This is a genomic window from uncultured Arthrobacter sp. (assembly GCF_947495145.1).
In the GTDB taxonomy this organism is placed as follows: domain Bacteria; phylum Actinomycetota; class Actinomycetes; order Actinomycetales; family Micrococcaceae; genus Arthrobacter_D.
Genome location: NZ_CANLXP010000023.1, coordinates 35409 through 51162 on the forward strand (window position 1 = coordinate 35409; position 15754 = coordinate 51162).

Sequence of the window (15754 nt, forward strand, 5' to 3'; positions counted from 1 at the left end):
ACCCCCCATGACCAAGCGTTACCTCTCCATGTCCGCACTGGCGATCGCCGCGACCATCACGCTCGCCGGATGCGGAGCCAGCGACACACCCGGCACTACTACGGCACCGGAAACCAGTACCGGCTCCGCCGCACCGGAAACCACGCAGGACACCGCGGCCGAACATAACGATGCGGACGTCATGTTCGCCCAGATGATGATCCCGCACCACCGCCAGGCCGTGGAAATGAGCGAGATCATGCTCGCCAAGGACTCCATCAGCCCGGAAGTACGCGACCTGGCCACCCAGATCAGAGACGCGCAGGCACCCGAAATCGAGACGATGACCGGCTGGCTCGAAACCTGGGGTGAACCGGTCGAACCCGAAGGCGGCATGGAAGGCCACGACATGGGCAACATGGGCGGCGCCGGGGAGATGCAGGGCATGATGACCGAGGACCAGCTCGCCGAACTGGAAGCCGCCGAAGGGGACGAAGCGGCGCGCATGTTCCTTGAATCCATGACAGCGCACCACAACGGAGCGGTCGAAATGGCGCAGGAAGAGATCGAGAACGGACAGTACCCGGACGCCATCGCCCTGGCCGAAACCATCGTGGAAACACAGCAGGCCGAGATCGAGGAGATGGAAGCCCTCCTGGCCGAGCTCTAGGACGGGAGCCCGGTCAGGGGAGGCGATCACAGCCTCCCCGGACCAGGCCCACCCTCTTCCCGCCACTTTCCCTTGGTTAGAGAGCAACAATGCGCCCGAAAACTTTTCCTATCCTTCTCCGCCGTCGTCTCTTCTTACCCACGGTGGCCCTCATCTCGATGGTGTCCCTGGCGGCCTGTTCGGCTCCTTCGGCAGCACCCCAACTAACCGGCACACCGGACAGTTTTCCTACCGGTCATGTGCACGGCATGAGCGTTGACCCTGCGACTGATCGGGTGCTGTTAGCCACCCACAATGGGCTGTACGACGTCTCCGTCTCCCCCGCTCAACGCATCGGAGGTGTGATCGACCTGATGGGATACACCGCCGGTGAGAACAGCACCCTGTACGCATCCGGGCACCCCGGACCGGACACGGATCTACCCAATCCGGTTGGGCTGCTCCGCTCCACCGACGGCGGAGACAGCTGGGAACCCATGTCCCGGCAGGGCCAGTCCGACTTTCATGCTCTGACCCGAACCGGAGAATCATTCGTCGGATACGACGGGCAACTGATCACCAGCGGTGACGGTCTGCAGTGGCAAGCCGCGGAAACTCAGATCGCTCCCTTCGACCTCTCCGGCACGACAAGCAGCGATGTTGTGCTGGCCACAACCGGGGAAGGGCTCTACCGTTCCACCGACGCCGGCTCCACCTGGAGTCTCGTCGCTGACAGCCCGCTACTGTTGCTGACCGCCCTGGACGGGGAAACGGCAGTCGGTGTCACACCTGAAGGTGACATTCACACCAGCGCAGACGCCGGGGCGACCTGGGCGAAGAAAGGCTCCATCGGGGCCGCACCCACCGCCATAGACGCCCACACCGACGACGGAGCCGACCAGGAAATTTGGGTCGCCACCGAAACCGGCGTGAAAGTGTCCGGTGACGGTGGAACCTCATTCAACGATCTGCTGCCCTGATGCACGGACTCCTTCACCTGGACTGGAGAGAAATGTCCCAATGGCGCGGATGGCATAAGGCCACCTTCCTGCTCCTGGTTGCCGCGATCGGCTACCTCCTGCTCAGGCAAACGTTTCCTTCCTGGGTGTCGGTACTGATCGTCCTACCCGTGGCGATCCTCGCCGCGTACTCCGCTTCCTCCGATGCCCGGCGCGATCGGCGACGAAAATGAGCAGACAACTCTTCCGGCACACACCAACCGGCGCCCGCCGCCCGCAAAACGGCGGGAAACACCGGCCACGGAAGAATCTTCCGGTCCTGTTCCTGACCCTGTCATTGCTGATCTCTGGGTGCGCCGCTACCGATCCGCTGGCGCAACAGGCCAAAGCCGGAGATAACAAGAACTACATCGCCGGTGACGGTTCAGTGAGCGAGTACACCCCCGAAACACGGGGAGAACCAGTGGAACTGACCGCCGAGCTCTATGACGGGACGACGATCTCATCAGCCGACTGGGTCGGGCAAGTGACCGTCCTGAACGTGTGGTACGCCGCCTGCGCTCCGTGCCGTGTGGAGGCCCCGGACCTGCAAGCACTCTCACAGGAACACCAGCAGGACGGTGTTCAGTTCTTCGGGGTGAACATTCGGGACCAACGGCAGACCGCTGAGGCGTTCGAACGGAATTTCGGCATCACCTATCCCAGCTTCAACGACCAGGACGGGACAGTTCAGTTCACCATGGCAGAGTACGTGCCGGCACAGGCCGTACCAAGCACCCTGGTATTGGATCGTCAGGGCCGTGTTGCCGCCCGCATCATCGGGTTGGCTGAGAAAAGCACCCTGAAGGCTCTGATCACGGATGTGGTGGCCGAACAATGACCCGGCTCATGGAGACACCGGCCATGGTCATCTCCACCGTGGCCAATCCGTTCGCTGAGACCATCCTGAGCGGCTCGCTTCTGCTGGCGGTTCCGATCGCTGTGCTGGCAGGGCTGGTGTCCTTCGCCTCACCGTGTGTCCTTCCTCTCGTGCCCGGCTACCTCGGTTACGTCACCGGCCTGACCGGAGTGGACCTTGCCCAGCAAAAACGCGGTCGGATGCTCGCGGGGATCGGGTTGTTCGTTCTGGGATTCTCACTGGTGTTCATGCTGATCGGTGCAGTGTTCGGGCAGCTCGGTGCGTGGCTCCAGGCACCGGGGCAGGCCTGGATTACCCAGGTGCTCGGTGTCCTGGTGATCCTGATGGGTGTGGTCTTCCTCGGTGGTCTCTCCTGGTTCCAGCGGGAAGCGAGAATCCACGCGCACGTACCTACCGGGCTCTGGGGTGCGCCATTGCTTGGCGTCACCTTCGGCCTCGGGTGGGCGCCGTGCATCGGCCCGACCCTTTCGGCTGTCCAGCTACTTGCCTTCACCGATGGCTCCGGCGCAGCCAAGGGCGCCTTGTTGACCTTCTTCTACTGTTTGGGCCTGGGCGTCCCGTTCCTGCTCATAGCGCTCGGAGCCCGCCGCGGCATGGGAGCCCTGCGCTTTTTCCGCACCCACCGTCTGGCGCTGCAACGTTTCGGCGGCGGAATCCTGATCACCCTCGGGTTGCTCATGGTCTCCGGCGTCTGGGGGGCCTGGGTCGCAGAACTACAGAACTGGTTCGCCAACGACATCCGGCTCCCCATCTAAACCCCCTTGCCGTGCGGCAGCTCGCACCGCGACCCACCCCGGCGACGGTTGTCAGATTCACGCTCCCCCACTCGATCGAAGCGCCCGTGCAAGGTACATCAACGGCTTGCACCACCTTCGACATCACTGCCATTGGACCACCATGAACACAGCAGAACCCCTCACTTACATCCCGTCCCCGTCCATCAGTTCCCTCTCGCTGGGACCGGTTTCCATCAGCTTCTACGCACTGTGCATCGTGACCGGCATCGTCGTTGCTGTATGGCTCACCAGCCGCCGGCTGACCGCGCGCGGAGGCAACCCCGGGCAGGCTCTGGATGTGGTGGTGTGGGCCGTACCGTTCGGGATCATCGGCGGGAGGCTGTACCACGTCATCACCGACTACCAGCTCTACTTCGCCCCCGGGAAGGACCCCTGGGGTGCCCTACGGATATGGGAAGGCGGGCTCGGTATCTGGGGGGCGATCGCCCTGGGCGCTGTCGGTGCGTACATCGGCTGCCGCCGGAACAAGGTCAACTTCCTGGCCTTCGCTGACGCTGCCGCACCCGGGGTCCTCATCGCTCAAGCGATCGGCCGGTGGGGGAACTGGTTCAACAACGAACTCTACGGCGACCCGTCAACCCTGCCCTGGGCCCTCGAAATACATGACATGGACTTGTCGGCCGGTTCTGCTCGACTCGACGCCGCCGGCAACCCGGTCGTGCTAGGGTACTTCGCCCCGACCTTCCTCTACGAATCGCTGTGGTGCCTGGCCGCGGCGGCGCTGATCCTCTTCCTGGATAAGAAGTATGCTCTGGGCGCAGCCGCACCTTTCGCCCTTTATGTCGCTCTATACACGGGTGGCAGGTTCTTCTTTGAACTGATGCGCTCCGACTACGCCAACACCATCCTTGGGCTGCGCATCAACACCTGGGTCTCCGCCATCCTCTTCCTCGGTGCTCTCACAGTGTTCCTCATCTGCAGGAACCGGCCACGGTCATCAACCACCGAACCCGAGCACGTGGCAGCACATACCGGGGGCCGGTGATGCGCGTCGAACTCCGGTACGCCGAGGGCTGTCCGGCGGCGCAACCGTTGCGGGAAATAACCGAGGCCATTCTGGAGGACCTCGCTCCGCAGGAACACATCATTTTCACCAGGATTCCCGCCGGGGAAGGCGCTGCCGCGGCAATATTTCCGGGCAGCCCAGTGCTTCGGGTAGACGGGCGGGAGATCGACCCGGTCGCAACCGGGCAAATGAACGCGGCAGGGCCCCTTCCCGGGCCGACGGTTCCGCAGGAGCCGGACATCAGGGCAGCACTCGGGCGGGCCGCCGCCAACTCACCGGTCCGCATGCCCCTGCGACACCGCCGGCTAATACTCATTGCCGCTCTGCTGATCCTGTTTGGGGCGCTACTGAGTCAGCTCGTGATCGGCGGTGCGGTAGGGACCTTGACCGGTCTGGCCCTATTGGCAGTCGGCTTCAGCAGTAACGGCCGCCGGAAAGGCGCTCAACCCTACATGTGGGCAGCCGGTTTCACCGCCCTGCCCTGGCTGCTGACGACGGCCACGATCTGGTGGGAGGTGATCTTTCGCGCGCCGATACCGCTTGGAGCACCGGAAGGAACCTTGTTCTGGATCGGTCTCACATCAGCCCTCGGCACCGTCCTGAGCGTCATCGCCGGCACAGCGGCGCGCCACCGGTTACGGCGACGGCTGCGCCAGAAGCTCAATCAACCATGACCCGACACCTACCCGCCCACGGATGAAGGAAACTCTGATGCTATTAGTCGCGTCGCTACCCGCCTTGGTATCACCACCGGATGAGGGCCAGTTACGGCCCGGCCTGGATCCCACCCAAGTGACCCCCGGGCTTCTGGGATTCCTCATGACCCTCTTCATGGTGATCGCCGTGATCCTCCTGATGCGTTCCATGGTGGGCCGAATCCGCAAGGTCCGCTACCGTGAGCAGGCGGCTGAGCAACACCGCAACCACACTAGTGACACCCCAACACCCGCGACACTCGACACTGCCCTGCCCGCCGACGTACCGCACACAGAAATTCGGTCTGGCACATGAACCTATTTCCGCGTACCTGGAAGCGTGTGAGGTGCACTGAGACATACCTCGAGGCCTCCAGCATTGGGCCCCTCCCCCGCAGGCTGTGGCAAGCGGGGGACCATGTCTGAGGCGTCCGCACCGCCAGATGCAGTCCTTTACGACGAACGGTTGTGGCCGACGCCTTTCGTATGGTTGATCATTTCGGGAATTGCGGGAGCATCAATTCTCGTCTTCGCGCCCATCAGCATCCTCACCGGAATTATCGCCTGCATCGTGATCTTTTTCGTCCTTGTCGTTCTCCTGGTTCTGTCCACTCCACGGATTACTGTGACCACAACCTCGCTCAGCGTTGGCCGCGCCCACATCGACCGTGAGTTCCTCGGCCCGGCGCACGCTCATCTGAAAAATGAGGCCACCAGAGAGCGCGGCCCCGGACTGAACGGCCTGGCGTATCTGTGCATACGGGGTTGGATCGACCCCGTGGTGCGAATCCAGATAGAGGATGAGGACGACCCCACCCCCTACTGGCTCGTGTCGACCAGACGTCCTACTGAACTCGTCAACGCGTTATGCCGCGAGGACTCGGGACGCTAAGACACCATGCCACGGCAGAACCAGGATTGAAGTCCAGGTAACCGTTGATCGTCCACTGCGCGGTGCGGCAGGGTGCCCGAATCCAAGGATGGCAGCAATGCACAATAGACTGCCGCCATGGAATACATCTCCGTGCTCTTACCCTCTGTGGCCGTGGGGACCATCTTCTACTTCACAATGCGGGCCATCTTCGGCGCCGACAGGGCCGAACGGGCAGCACAAGCCGCCGCCGAACACGAGATAACACATGGCGCACCCACCCAGGCGGCCGCGGGGGAAACTTCAGCAAGGAATCGAGGCTGAAACCAGTCCAGGACGAAACGCGCATGGCAGGATCCGCCTGCGTCGGCGTAGTCGCAGCCTCGATGCCCTATTTGGATGCTGCGCCAGATCCTCAGTGTGACCAGGTATCCGGCGACCACCGAGCACAAGTCCAATACTCTACAAGAGTCTAAGAAGTCTAAAAGAGTCTAAAGACCCTGAGGTATACTGGTTCTATGCCGAACCCTTTCCACCCAAGTTTCGGGGTGAGCCCACCGCTGCTTGTAGGCCGCGACGCCGTCATTGAGGACTTCATGGAGGCACTCGACGACGGACCCGGCTCCTCAGGCCGCGCCACCCTCTACACCGGAGCGCGCGGATCAGGCAAGACAGTGATGCTCAACGCCATCGAGGACCGGACCAAGGAACGCGGCTGGCTGGTCATCAGCGAAACTGCCAGCCCAGGCTTCATCAACCGCATCACGAGGCAGCACCTGCCCCGTCTCCTGCGCAGCTTCGACCCCGACGCCGTACGCCAGAAGTTGACCGGGATCACTGGCCCGCTCAATATCGGAGCGGTGACGTGGGAGAGCGTGGAATCGCACGTGGTGGAAGCGGGACTGCGCAACCAGGTTGAGCTGCTCACTGATTTACTTGCCGAACATGAAACAGGGCTGCTGATCACCCTCGATGAGATTCACCAGAACCAAATCAGCGAACTGCGGGAAATCGCCACAACGGTCCAGCACACCTTCCGGGAAGGCCGGGAACTTGCCTTCGTCGGTGCCGGCCTCACTTCAGCCATCAGCGACGTTGTAAATGATGATGTCCTTACTTTCCTTCGTCGGGCCGAGCGCCACACCCTAGGCCCGGTCACCCCCGCCGAAGTGAATCGTGCGCTGCGTGAACCAATCGAAACGTCCGGACGAACCATCGGAAGTCACGCACTGCAGGTGATGGCCGAGGGTACGAGTGGATACCCATTCCTGATCCAGCTCGTGGGCGCCCAAACGTGGAGACTCCATCCACGGGAGACCGAGATCACCGTCGAGGACGCGAAGGAAGGCGTCACCCGGGCTCTGCGGCGGCTGGGCGCTCTCGTGCACGAGCCTGCACTGGCAGACGCCTCTGACATAGACAAGTCATTCCTCCTCGCAATGGCGAAGGACGATCGACCATCGAAGATGTCCGACATTCAGGAACGCCTGAAGGTCAGCGTCAACTATGCCAGCCAGTACCGTCTCCGACTGATCGCCGCCGAGCTGATCCAACCTGTCCGCAGGGGCTACGTTGACTTCGCCCTGCCGTACCTTCGGGAGTACCTGCGTGAACATGTGGCCGCGGATATCTGAACAGCACCATGACACAGAACGGAAGCGCAAATAAGTTCCGTTGAGGAGTCAGCGGACTCCCATACTTCCCACCACGGGGTGCCTCCCTGCACCATGCAGTAGGTCGCACGCAGACTCCTTAGCCGAGGTACGTGGACAAGCGGGGGGTTTGCCCCGCTATGTCACTACGGCGGTCCAGTTCCTCCTGTACACGGGCAGCCGGCGGCGCTGCAGTCCTCAATCCTGCTGTGTTCCCTGCGCCGTGACCCGCGGCCCGTCAATCTGGGTTGCAGCAAGGCCACCGGAACTGATCAAAGCCCGTCCTTGAGATTGCCTGATGGTTCCCGGTTTGGTTGTGACGTCCTTGATGGTCGGCGTGCGTCGAGTGATGATGGCGGCAAGCGCAGTGGTTGTTCCGCCGGCGATGGCCCACAGGATCAGACCGGCCGTTTCCGGGGCGATGACCGGTAGCGGCCCCCATGGGCGTACAGATTGGGCCCAGGCCCCCTCCAGCGCCTCACCTTGTGTCCATAATCCCCACCCATAGACGGCATACAGCACCGCCGTTCCCGCCAGGGCGGCCAGCCGCTTCTTCAGCAGGCGCTGGTCAACCGGCGTTGTGCCAACCAACGCTGCAGTGAAAAAGCAACCGGAGGCCAGCGCCAGTAAGGTCATCAGCGCATAGCCGGGCTGATTGAGTGCGGAAAATTCCAGCAGCGGCGTGTAATACGTTGCGACCAGGGAACCGGCTAGGACCAGAACCGGGACGTAGGGTGCCGCAGTGGCCGCAGCCACCGCTGGCCGGACGATGACCTGTATGAACTCCGCACCTCCGGCGCTTCCGTCGGATCTAGGGCGGATAGTACGGGTGGCAAGTTCCAGCGGGGCGCCCGGTAGCAGCAGCAGCGGAACTACCGTGCTGATGAGCATCTGAGTCAGCACATGGAAATTGAGCAAGTATCCCTGATAGACGTGGATGCCGCCGTTGGTGATGGTGAAGAGGGCGGCGACGCCGACCAACCAAAACATCGTCCGGTGAATCGGCCAGCTCTCACCTGCGCGCCGGATCCTGCGCACTCCCACAAGGTAGACGACGACACCGAACGCGCATACCAGTGCCCACAGGGGATCGATGGTCCACTCCGACATGAAGCTCCACTCGTCCGGGGCAGGAAGCGGCCGGTCGGTGGGGGCAGACTCCAGCGGTGGTGCCGGTGTCCGGGCCAACGTCGCCGCCAACCCGGATGCGGCGCCCATTACCGCTAACTCCGCCACGACAAGAACCATGAAGCGCCGTGTCCCCTGCCGGGGATCACGCTCTAGCTGCTTCAGAATCCTTTGTCTGTGTACCGCACCGAAAATCCCGAGTACCCCGAACGCGGCGGACTTGGCCACCACAATCACCCCGTAGGTTGTTCCCAGGTTGCTCAGTGATCCCAGTTGGTCCCAGGCCGTGAGGGATCCGGAGAACCCCAGTACGACGAAGGCTGCCAGAGCCAGCGTGGAGTACCTTCCCACCACGGCGCCTAACCGCTCGGGCGCCAGGACACGATGGAGCACAGCAACCGATACAAGGCCCCCCAGCCAGACGGCGGCTGCACCCACATGCAGGACCAGGAACATCGTGTTGTCGGCGTGGTCGCCCGCTCCCTCAGCGTGCGAGTTAAGAATCAGTGGCAGTAAACCCGTGAACGCCAGCACGGCGGTTCCTACGACCGCGGATCGACGGTGAATGACGAAGCTCAACGCGCACACGGACGCAGCTATCACGAAGCTCAGCAGACCGGACCGGCCCACTTCCGCAGTCGTTGAGAACCCTATGAAATCCGGCAAGAACGCTCCGGAGAGCAGGGACGCCCCTCCAACGAGCTGAAAGTTCAGCATGTTCAGCAGGGCCGCGGTGAAAGTCCATACGGTCGCCGAGCCGGCGGCAAAACGTAACCCAACGTTGTAAGCGGGTTCCGACGAAGACAGCGCGAAACAGACAAGTGTCAGAGCGCCGATCGTGCAGGCAGCGGCGAGGTTGAAGAGGAGCTTCGCAGCCGTGGACATTACCAGCAGCGTTTGCCCGGTCGGGTCCAGGACGCTTACCTCCGCGTCAGTGCCAAGACTGTATGCCCATAGCATCCCGAGCAGCGCCGCGGCAGCTAAACCAACAATTGCGCCACTACGTACGCCGACTGACATGTCTGGCCCTCCCGGCGCCTCCCTTGTGGAACACGCTCCCCGTACCGGTCAGTGTCACCGGCCCGGCTTGGGAAATCCTTAAACATGTCCCGCCGGTAAGCCAGGTCGGCTCGATGCGCCATCACTGACATCCACCAACCTGAGTTACGTGAGGCTTGCCCCGGAATGATCAGAATCCGGGCAGGGAACCTGTGGGATACCTGCCCTCCCCCAACGGGGCCAGCTTAGCGTTGGCGGACGGTGCGTAGGTGTTTGGTGCATTCGGCGAGGGTGCCGGTGTTCGACAAGATAACCGGGGGCGTTTAGTGGTCGCCCTCGGTGAAGTCTCCGTGCCGGATCACCTCGGCTGTGCGGGCATATGCCGCTGCTATGTATTCTTCGAGATCAGCCCTGCCGATACGCCAGTGCCCGCGGTTATCTTCAGTGCAGTTTATGGTGCTTGTTTCATGAGAATCGATCAGTCCCGCCCCCGATTCTCAGTGCCTCCCGTTCAAGTGAGTAACGATGGTTCTCTCAACCGGTCAAACGCGCCGTTGCTGGTCTCTTGGCAGGGGCAGTTAGAGTATTGAGCCCAAGTCGGAGCCGGTTGATGGGTAGACAGCGGTGGTTGATTTCAGTTGCCGGGTTGTCAGGCCGTGTTTCATGGCGACGCTAATGGTGTTCGCTAGCTCGGCGTAGCCATGTCCGAAGAGGTGGGCGCCGACGATGAGATCGGTGTCCTTGTCGACCAGGATTTTGGTGGCTCCTGCGGTTTCACCGATCCGGTAGTTCGAGTACCAGCCGCTGGTGTCGGTATAGCGGACGTCGATGTTCAAGCCCTTGCTCTGAGCTTCGTGCTCGAGCATGCCTACCCGGACGAGTTCGGGGACGGTGAAGACAGCCGTTGGGGTTGCAGCGTAGTCCGGTACTGTCGTGGCGGATTTCAGCATGTTTGAGGCGGCGACCTTCGCTTCGATGACCGCTACGGGGGTCAACGGTAGTCCGGCGGTGTCCGCTGCGTCCCCGGCAGCATAGACGGCAGGGTTTGTGGTGCTTTGCAGGTGCCCGGCCACTTCCACACCATGGCTGCCGTGCGCCACCTGACCGGCGTCCAGGTTCAGTCTGGATAGTTCAGCGACTCTGCCGGCACCATGGACGATGAGGTCCGCCTGGATTGAGTCCGGGGTGCCGGCGGTGTCGGTGTGGATGGTGTATTCGCCGCTGGTCTTGGTGATAGACGTGATGCTGGTGCGGGGCCGCACGTCGACTCCCGCGTCTGATCCGCGCTTGACCAGGAGTTCGACGAGGTCGGCGTCGAACGCCTTGAGGGGTCTGGCTCCTCGGTCGAGGATGATCGGCGTGCTTCCTACCCGGGCAGCGATGTGAGCAAATTCGAAGGAGATGAAACCCCCGCCGAGGAACACGATCCGGCGAGGAAGTGTCTCCAGGTTCAGGAAGTCGCTGCTATCGATCAGATGCTCGTGTCCTGGGAAGTCGAGCGGACGCGGCACTGCCCCCGTCGCTATCAGGATTTTGGCTGCCTCGTAGGGTTTGTCTGCGATGTCGACCTGGGTGGGCCCGGTGAAGGTTGTCGGACCATGCAGGGTTTCCACGCCATGAGCGCGGAGGTCCTGTTCCATATTGTGTGGAACGGGGTCCGTGAAGCCGTGCTTGTGCTTCATCAGGTCTTCCCAATTGATGGAGAGCCCATTGCTGTCGATGCCTTTGCCGCCCATGAGCCGGGCAGCGTCGATTACTTCGGCGCCGCGGCGCAGGATCTTCTTGGGATCACAACCGCGCAGGGCGCATGTCCCCCCGTAGGGAAGCGCGTCGACGATGCCGACCCGCCAGCCCTTGGACGAGGTTTTCGTCGCGGCGGCGACCCCGGCCATCCCCGCCCCGATTACCAGCAGGTCATAGGTATCAGTCATCAAGGAAGCTCCTTCGTGAGTCAGTGGGAACGTTGTTCTCTCAACGGGTGAAGCGTGGATGCCCGCCCATCGTGGGCTTCGCCGTGCAATGGACAGAGCGGGCAGTCAGTCGACGGCGCTCCTCAGCTGGGCCAGGCTCGGCGCGCCCGCCGGCCCGTCATCGGTCAGATACCTGCGGCAGGCCAGGCCGACCGGCGTGGAGTCATCGCCAAACGCGTCGACGCCGTTGATGAGAACGGTAGGAGAACCGTGGAACCCTACCCGTTCGGCGGCTTCCACCGACTCGATGAGCTGATACCCGAGCACGATGTCGGGGCGCTCCTCAGCAAGGATGCGCAGCCGCTCGTCTGCGACCGTCCAGTTCGGGCAACCATCAAAGTACTGCAAGGTGATGTCCATGCACCCCACGGTAAACCTTGCAGTCGGGTATAAGGTCAAGGGCTAGAATTGGACCATGTTGATCGGGGAAGTTTCTGCCGCCACAAGCGTGGACAATCAGACCATCCGCTTCTACGAGCGTGAGGGCCTGCTGCCCACACCTGGCCGGGCTGCTAACGGTTACCGGACCTACGAGAGCGCAACTATCGACCGCTTACGGTTCATTCGCGCAGCGCAAAGTGCAGGCCTTGCCCTGGCTGAAATCGCTCAGGTCCTCAACCTTCGCGATGCAGGCCAGACGCCCTGCGCCCACGTATCACTCGTCCTCGAACAGAAGCTTGCCGAGGTCCGGGCACGCCAACAAGAACTCGCCATCCTGGCACGCGAACTCAAGAAACTCATCGAAACCAGCCACACCCTGGACCCAGCAGATTGCGGGCCCGCCGAGATCTGCCACATCCTCACCACCAAGTAAGCACCCCAGAGCAAGCAGTCACCCGGGGCCGCGTGCGCACTCCTAAACTGGCATATGACCGCAGCCAGCAAGCCCGATCGAGCTACCGCAACCTGTTCGTGCTGCGGACGCCACCTAGCCCTGAGAAAGCTGCACGCGGTGGAAGATGGAGCAGCCCACATCTGCCGACGATGCGGACTATGGATCGCACTACACCTTCGACGGCGGTGAGCCTCTCCCATAGATTAACGATCCAGGAGCCCATGTCCTCAAGCTCAACGGGTGACCTAGAGAGGGGTCAGCGAGTCAGGTTCAGACTGCCAGGTTTTTGTCGTATAAAACCAAACCGTTCATAGATCACAGCAGTCTTCTCCGACCCAGCGGTGGCAACCACTGGCGTTCCGACGGGGACGAAGGTCTCGATAGCGGCCTTCGCGAACTCTAGACCGCTCCACTGCGAACCGGGTGCGGACGCGAGTGCTTGCGCCACCCAGTAGGAGCCTCGCGGACGTGTCGCCAGCGCCTCTACTAAGCCAGAAACATTCCCGCCGCCGCCGGTTGAAGACACTATGAGTAGAAGTCCGATCATGACCCAAAGCGGCCACAGCAAGCCAACCCATGGTTCCACCGAATCATCTAGACCCATCAGAGCGAACAGCCAGATAACAAACGCGAATAGGGCTCCGAAGAAGACGAGGACGATGGACCCGACACGCCGCAGGGTCTTCTTGGTGTTCCTGGCCTCCGTCAAGAGAATCACGGCATCGCGCGACGGCGTGGTGATCACGTCTCCTGCTGGGATGTACATGAGAAAGAGAAGCACGAAGATTGGCAACATCATCACGGTTTGCAAATGTTTCCGCCAGCGGGTCCGAGGACCTTTCCCTCTACTTAAGGCCAATGCGGTGTTCCAGCTCAAGGGGAGCAGATCAACAAGATGCGCGCGCTTCACTCTCGGCTGACCGCCGACGACCGGGTCCATGAAAAACGATCTTACGGATACTGGCGAGCTTCAGCCGCCTATTCGAACCTCACGATGCTCACACGCTCAAGGAACGCCAGGAGTAACCGTTTCAGCAGGTCAGACGCGTAACTCCTCAGCTACGAGTGTTTGGAACTTAAGATAACCGCGGCCACCGATCTGGATAGCCGGTAGGTCCCCACAGCTGATGATCGCTCGCACTTGGGACTCACTCGTAGCGAGCTCCACGGCGACGTCCTTGATGGTGAGGAAGCGTGGGCTTTCCTGGCGTTCAGTCAATGGTTGTCCTCGTCAATGAAGGTGGGGCCGGGGGCTGCACCACACAGCTCCCGACCCCTGTTTCTTTCTTGCTTTCCCGCGAAAGGAAATCTATTCAGCGCGCTGTCTCTCTTCGTCCCGGCTGCGCCTGCCGGTGCGCAGCGCGCCCGGTGGTACGGGTTCCCAGGGTTTCCCGTTGTTGTGTTTGCGCTGCAGCCGGCGGACTTCTTTGAGTACCGCTGCTTCGATCAAGTCTGCCACGGACGCATACCCCTCAGCAGAGCCTGTGGATAGGAACGCGGCACGCACCTGGTCAGCATCGGCGTGGGTGAAGTACGGGGTGAATGAGACCGGCTTACGTCTACTCATTTACTCACTTACTCACTACGGTTCGGGCTGGGCTCGTTGTAGCCCTGCCGGCTGATTGCGTTCTGTGCTTTCGCCAGCTCGTCGCTGAGCTGTGCAGCGAGTTCAGCGGCGCGGGTGAGGTGGTCGGTTGCGGCGGCAATGGATTGCACGGGATCGCGTCCGTCGTCTTCGTGCACGTTGTGTGTGTCCAGGGATCGGCCGAGTCCGCTGGCGAGCTGCCCCAGGGCTTGGGAGAGTCCCAGAGCTTTGAGGTTCCCCAACACGCTGTACACGAGGGGCGCCGGGAGGGAGGCAGCGTTGATGGTCAGGTGGTTGATCGCCCGGATCGCTTCATAAGCGTCGTCGGCGTGTTGTACTACTTCGGGTGTTTCATCAGACATTGCGGCTCCTACAGGGTGTGCGGGTCGGTGGCCAGCGTAGTGCCGGCCACCGACATAGAGGGGCTTAGAACGGGGGTTCGCTGGTTTCTGGGCCGTTACCCCAGCCGCTGTTGCCGCCGGCGTTGGCGGGTGCTCCCCACGGGTCAGACTGGCCACCCTGGTTCGATGCCTGGCCTCCCCCACCCTGACCGTTGCCGCTGGTGCGCTGTGCGCGGCTGACCTTCGCGGAGGCGTAGCGCAAGCTTGGGCCCACCTCGTCACACTCGAGCTCCATCACGGTGCGCTTTTCGCCTTCCTTGGTGTCATAGGAGCGGGACCTCAGTCGACCCTGGGCGATGACACGGGTTCCCTTGGTGAGGGTTTCCGCGACGTTCTCAGCCGATTCACGCCACACCGAGCAGCGCAGGAACAGGGTTTCCCCGTCCTTCCATTCATTGGACTGCCGATCGAACGTGCGCGGCGTGGAGGCGATGGTGAAGTTCGCTACCGCGGCTCCACTCGGGGTGAAGCGCAGCTCGGGGTCTGCGGTGAGGTTTCCAATGACGGTGATGATGGTTTCGCCTGACATGATGATCAACTTGCCTCTCGTGGTGGTTGTGGTGTTGTCGTTGCTGCCGTGAGTATTTGAGTAAATGAGTGTTTGCGTGAGTCAGTTCTTGGGTACGTTCTATTCACTGGCATCCAGGGCGATGACCTGCTTGATCTTGGTGGGGTTCAGTCCTGACCAGTGGTCTTCACTGCCGCCCTTTTCGTATAGAACGACCGGCGCCTGGGAGTAGCCGAGGTCTTCGGTGATGTACTCCAGTGCCTGCGGGTTGGTGGTGATATCAACGGCGGTGAACGTTACGCCGGCTTCGGTGAACAGCTGCTTCGTCTTGTCGCATCCAAAGCACCCGGTGGGCTTGATGTAGATGGTGAGAGTCATAGCATTCAGTCCTTGGTTACGTGGTGGTTTTAGTAAGAGTCAACTGCTGTACTGCTACCTCAACTCTAGTATTTTTTCATCTGAAAAAGGAGAGGTTTTGAGGCTTATTCACGGGGATTTTGCTGTGTTTTCTCTTAGTCGGTTGGTGGTCCTTATCCCTCCCCCGTTGTTTTTTGCCTGCTGGCAAGCTTGCTTGCTTGGCCCCGACGGAGCAGCGTCAACCCGCAGGGCACATGGGGTGACAAACTTTCCTGGCGGAATAAGCGACGTAGGAGCGCGTCGGGAAAGTTTGTCGGCCTTGGGGCCCGACGTAGGAGGGCTTGACGGTGTGGAGCGGGGCCGCATAATCCGTAGGAATCTCAATGATGTTGTCAACGGACTATTTGGCCTGCTGGCAGGGTGTCCCGACCAGTTGTAGCCGGG

Annotated in this window: 20 protein-coding genes; 12 read left to right on the forward strand and 8 right to left on the reverse strand. The window is 61.7% G+C overall.

What is annotated here, in order from left to right; translation table 11 throughout:
• Nucleotides 1-7 precede the first annotated feature (7 nt).
• From Q0877_RS14565 to Q0877_RS14615, 11 genes are all read left to right on the forward strand, one after another.
• Complete coding sequence (locus Q0877_RS14565) at nucleotides 8-649, forward strand: DUF305 domain-containing protein (protein ID WP_299169082.1); 642 nt, start codon at nucleotides 8-10, stop codon at nucleotides 647-649.
• 89 nt (nucleotides 650-738) lie between these two features.
• Nucleotides 739-1608: a F510_1955 family glycosylhydrolase gene (locus tag Q0877_RS14570; protein ID WP_367182183.1), complete on the forward strand. Its 870-nt coding sequence runs from the start codon at nucleotides 739-741 to the stop codon at nucleotides 1606-1608.
• Nucleotides 1609-1640: 32 nt separating this feature from the next.
• Nucleotides 1641-1820, forward strand: a complete 180-nt coding sequence (locus tag Q0877_RS14575; protein WP_299169085.1) for a hypothetical protein — start codon at nucleotides 1641-1643, stop codon at nucleotides 1818-1820.
• Nucleotides 1817-2467: a TlpA disulfide reductase family protein gene (locus tag Q0877_RS14580; protein WP_299169086.1), complete on the forward strand. Its 651-nt coding sequence runs from the start codon at nucleotides 1817-1819 to the stop codon at nucleotides 2465-2467. Before Q0877_RS14575 ends, Q0877_RS14580 begins: the two co-directional genes overlap by 4 nt.
• 38 nt (nucleotides 2468-2505) lie before the next feature.
• The gene (locus tag Q0877_RS14585; protein WP_299169121.1) at nucleotides 2506-3261 is read left to right on the forward strand and encodes a cytochrome c biogenesis CcdA family protein; all 756 of its coding nucleotides are present in this window, start codon (nucleotides 2506-2508) and stop codon (nucleotides 3259-3261) included.
• Between the two features lie 142 nt (nucleotides 3262-3403).
• Nucleotides 3404-4288, forward strand: coding sequence for a prolipoprotein diacylglyceryl transferase (gene lgt, locus Q0877_RS14590; protein WP_299169087.1), 885 nt, complete (start codon nucleotides 3404-3406; stop codon nucleotides 4286-4288).
• The gene (locus Q0877_RS14595; RefSeq protein WP_299169088.1) at nucleotides 4288-4983 is read left to right on the forward strand and encodes a hypothetical protein; all 696 of its coding nucleotides are present in this window, start codon (nucleotides 4288-4290) and stop codon (nucleotides 4981-4983) included. The genes lgt and Q0877_RS14595 overlap by 1 nt, the downstream gene beginning before the upstream one ends.
• A 37-nt stretch (nucleotides 4984-5020) precedes the next feature.
• The gene (locus Q0877_RS14600) at nucleotides 5021-5320 is read left to right on the forward strand and encodes a hypothetical protein (protein WP_299169090.1); all 300 of its coding nucleotides are present in this window, start codon (nucleotides 5021-5023) and stop codon (nucleotides 5318-5320) included.
• Between the two features lie 102 nt (nucleotides 5321-5422).
• Nucleotides 5423-5896 carry a DUF3093 domain-containing protein gene (locus tag Q0877_RS14605; RefSeq protein ID WP_299169091.1) on the forward strand — a complete coding sequence of 158 codons (474 nt, stop codon included), beginning with the start codon at nucleotides 5423-5425 and terminating at the stop codon, nucleotides 5894-5896.
• A 117-nt stretch (nucleotides 5897-6013) separates the two neighbouring features.
• Entirely contained in the window at nucleotides 6014-6199 is a 186-nt protein-coding gene (locus Q0877_RS14610) for a hypothetical protein (RefSeq protein ID WP_299169093.1), read from the forward strand.
• A 194-nt stretch (nucleotides 6200-6393) separates the two neighbouring features.
• Entirely contained in the window at nucleotides 6394-7509 is a 1116-nt protein-coding gene (locus tag Q0877_RS14615) for an ATP-binding protein (protein ID WP_299169096.1), read from the forward strand.
• 216 nt (nucleotides 7510-7725) lie between these two features.
• On the opposite strand, the gene Q0877_RS14620 is transcribed toward Q0877_RS14615, so the two are convergent.
• The 3 genes from Q0877_RS14620 to Q0877_RS14630 form a co-directional block, all read right to left on the reverse strand.
• Nucleotides 7726-9675, reverse strand: a complete 1950-nt coding sequence (locus tag Q0877_RS14620; RefSeq protein WP_299169098.1) for a cytochrome c oxidase assembly protein — start codon at nucleotides 9673-9675, stop codon at nucleotides 7726-7728.
• 557 nt (nucleotides 9676-10232) lie between these two features.
• Complete coding sequence (locus Q0877_RS14625) at nucleotides 10233-11585, reverse strand: NAD(P)/FAD-dependent oxidoreductase (RefSeq protein ID WP_299169100.1); 1353 nt, start codon at nucleotides 11583-11585, stop codon at nucleotides 10233-10235.
• A 105-nt stretch (nucleotides 11586-11690) separates the two neighbouring features.
• Complete coding sequence (locus tag Q0877_RS14630) at nucleotides 11691-11984, reverse strand: thioredoxin family protein (protein ID WP_299169101.1); 294 nt, start codon at nucleotides 11982-11984, stop codon at nucleotides 11691-11693.
• Between the two features lie 55 nt (nucleotides 11985-12039).
• Here Q0877_RS14630 and Q0877_RS14635 point away from each other — a divergent pair, with 55 nt between their 5' ends.
• Nucleotides 12040-12438 carry a heavy metal-responsive transcriptional regulator gene (locus tag Q0877_RS14635; protein ID WP_299169102.1) on the forward strand — a complete coding sequence of 133 codons (399 nt, stop codon included), beginning with the start codon at nucleotides 12040-12042 and terminating at the stop codon, nucleotides 12436-12438.
• 277 nt (nucleotides 12439-12715) lie between these two features.
• Here Q0877_RS14635 and Q0877_RS14640 read toward each other — a convergent pair whose 3' ends face one another.
• From Q0877_RS14640 to Q0877_RS14665, 5 genes are all read right to left on the reverse strand, one after another.
• Nucleotides 12716-13399: a hypothetical protein gene (locus Q0877_RS14640; RefSeq protein WP_299169104.1), complete on the reverse strand. Its 684-nt coding sequence runs from the start codon at nucleotides 13397-13399 to the stop codon at nucleotides 12716-12718.
• Nucleotides 13400-13768: 369 nt separating this feature from the next.
• On the reverse strand, nucleotides 13769-14026 hold the full coding sequence (locus tag Q0877_RS14650) for a ParB family protein (protein WP_299169107.1): 258 nt from the start codon (nucleotides 14024-14026) through the stop codon (nucleotides 13769-13771).
• 8 nt (nucleotides 14027-14034) lie between these two features.
• A complete protein-coding gene (locus tag Q0877_RS14655) occupies nucleotides 14035-14406 on the reverse strand; it encodes a hypothetical protein (protein WP_299169109.1) in 372 nt (123 codons plus the stop codon).
• 64 nt (nucleotides 14407-14470) lie between these two features.
• Nucleotides 14471-14974, reverse strand: coding sequence for a single-stranded DNA-binding protein (locus Q0877_RS14660; RefSeq protein ID WP_299169111.1), 504 nt, complete (start codon nucleotides 14972-14974; stop codon nucleotides 14471-14473).
• A 99-nt stretch (nucleotides 14975-15073) separates the two neighbouring features.
• The gene (locus Q0877_RS14665) at nucleotides 15074-15331 is read right to left on the reverse strand and encodes a glutaredoxin family protein (protein ID WP_299169113.1); all 258 of its coding nucleotides are present in this window, start codon (nucleotides 15329-15331) and stop codon (nucleotides 15074-15076) included.
• Nucleotides 15332-15754: the final 423 nt, after the last annotated feature.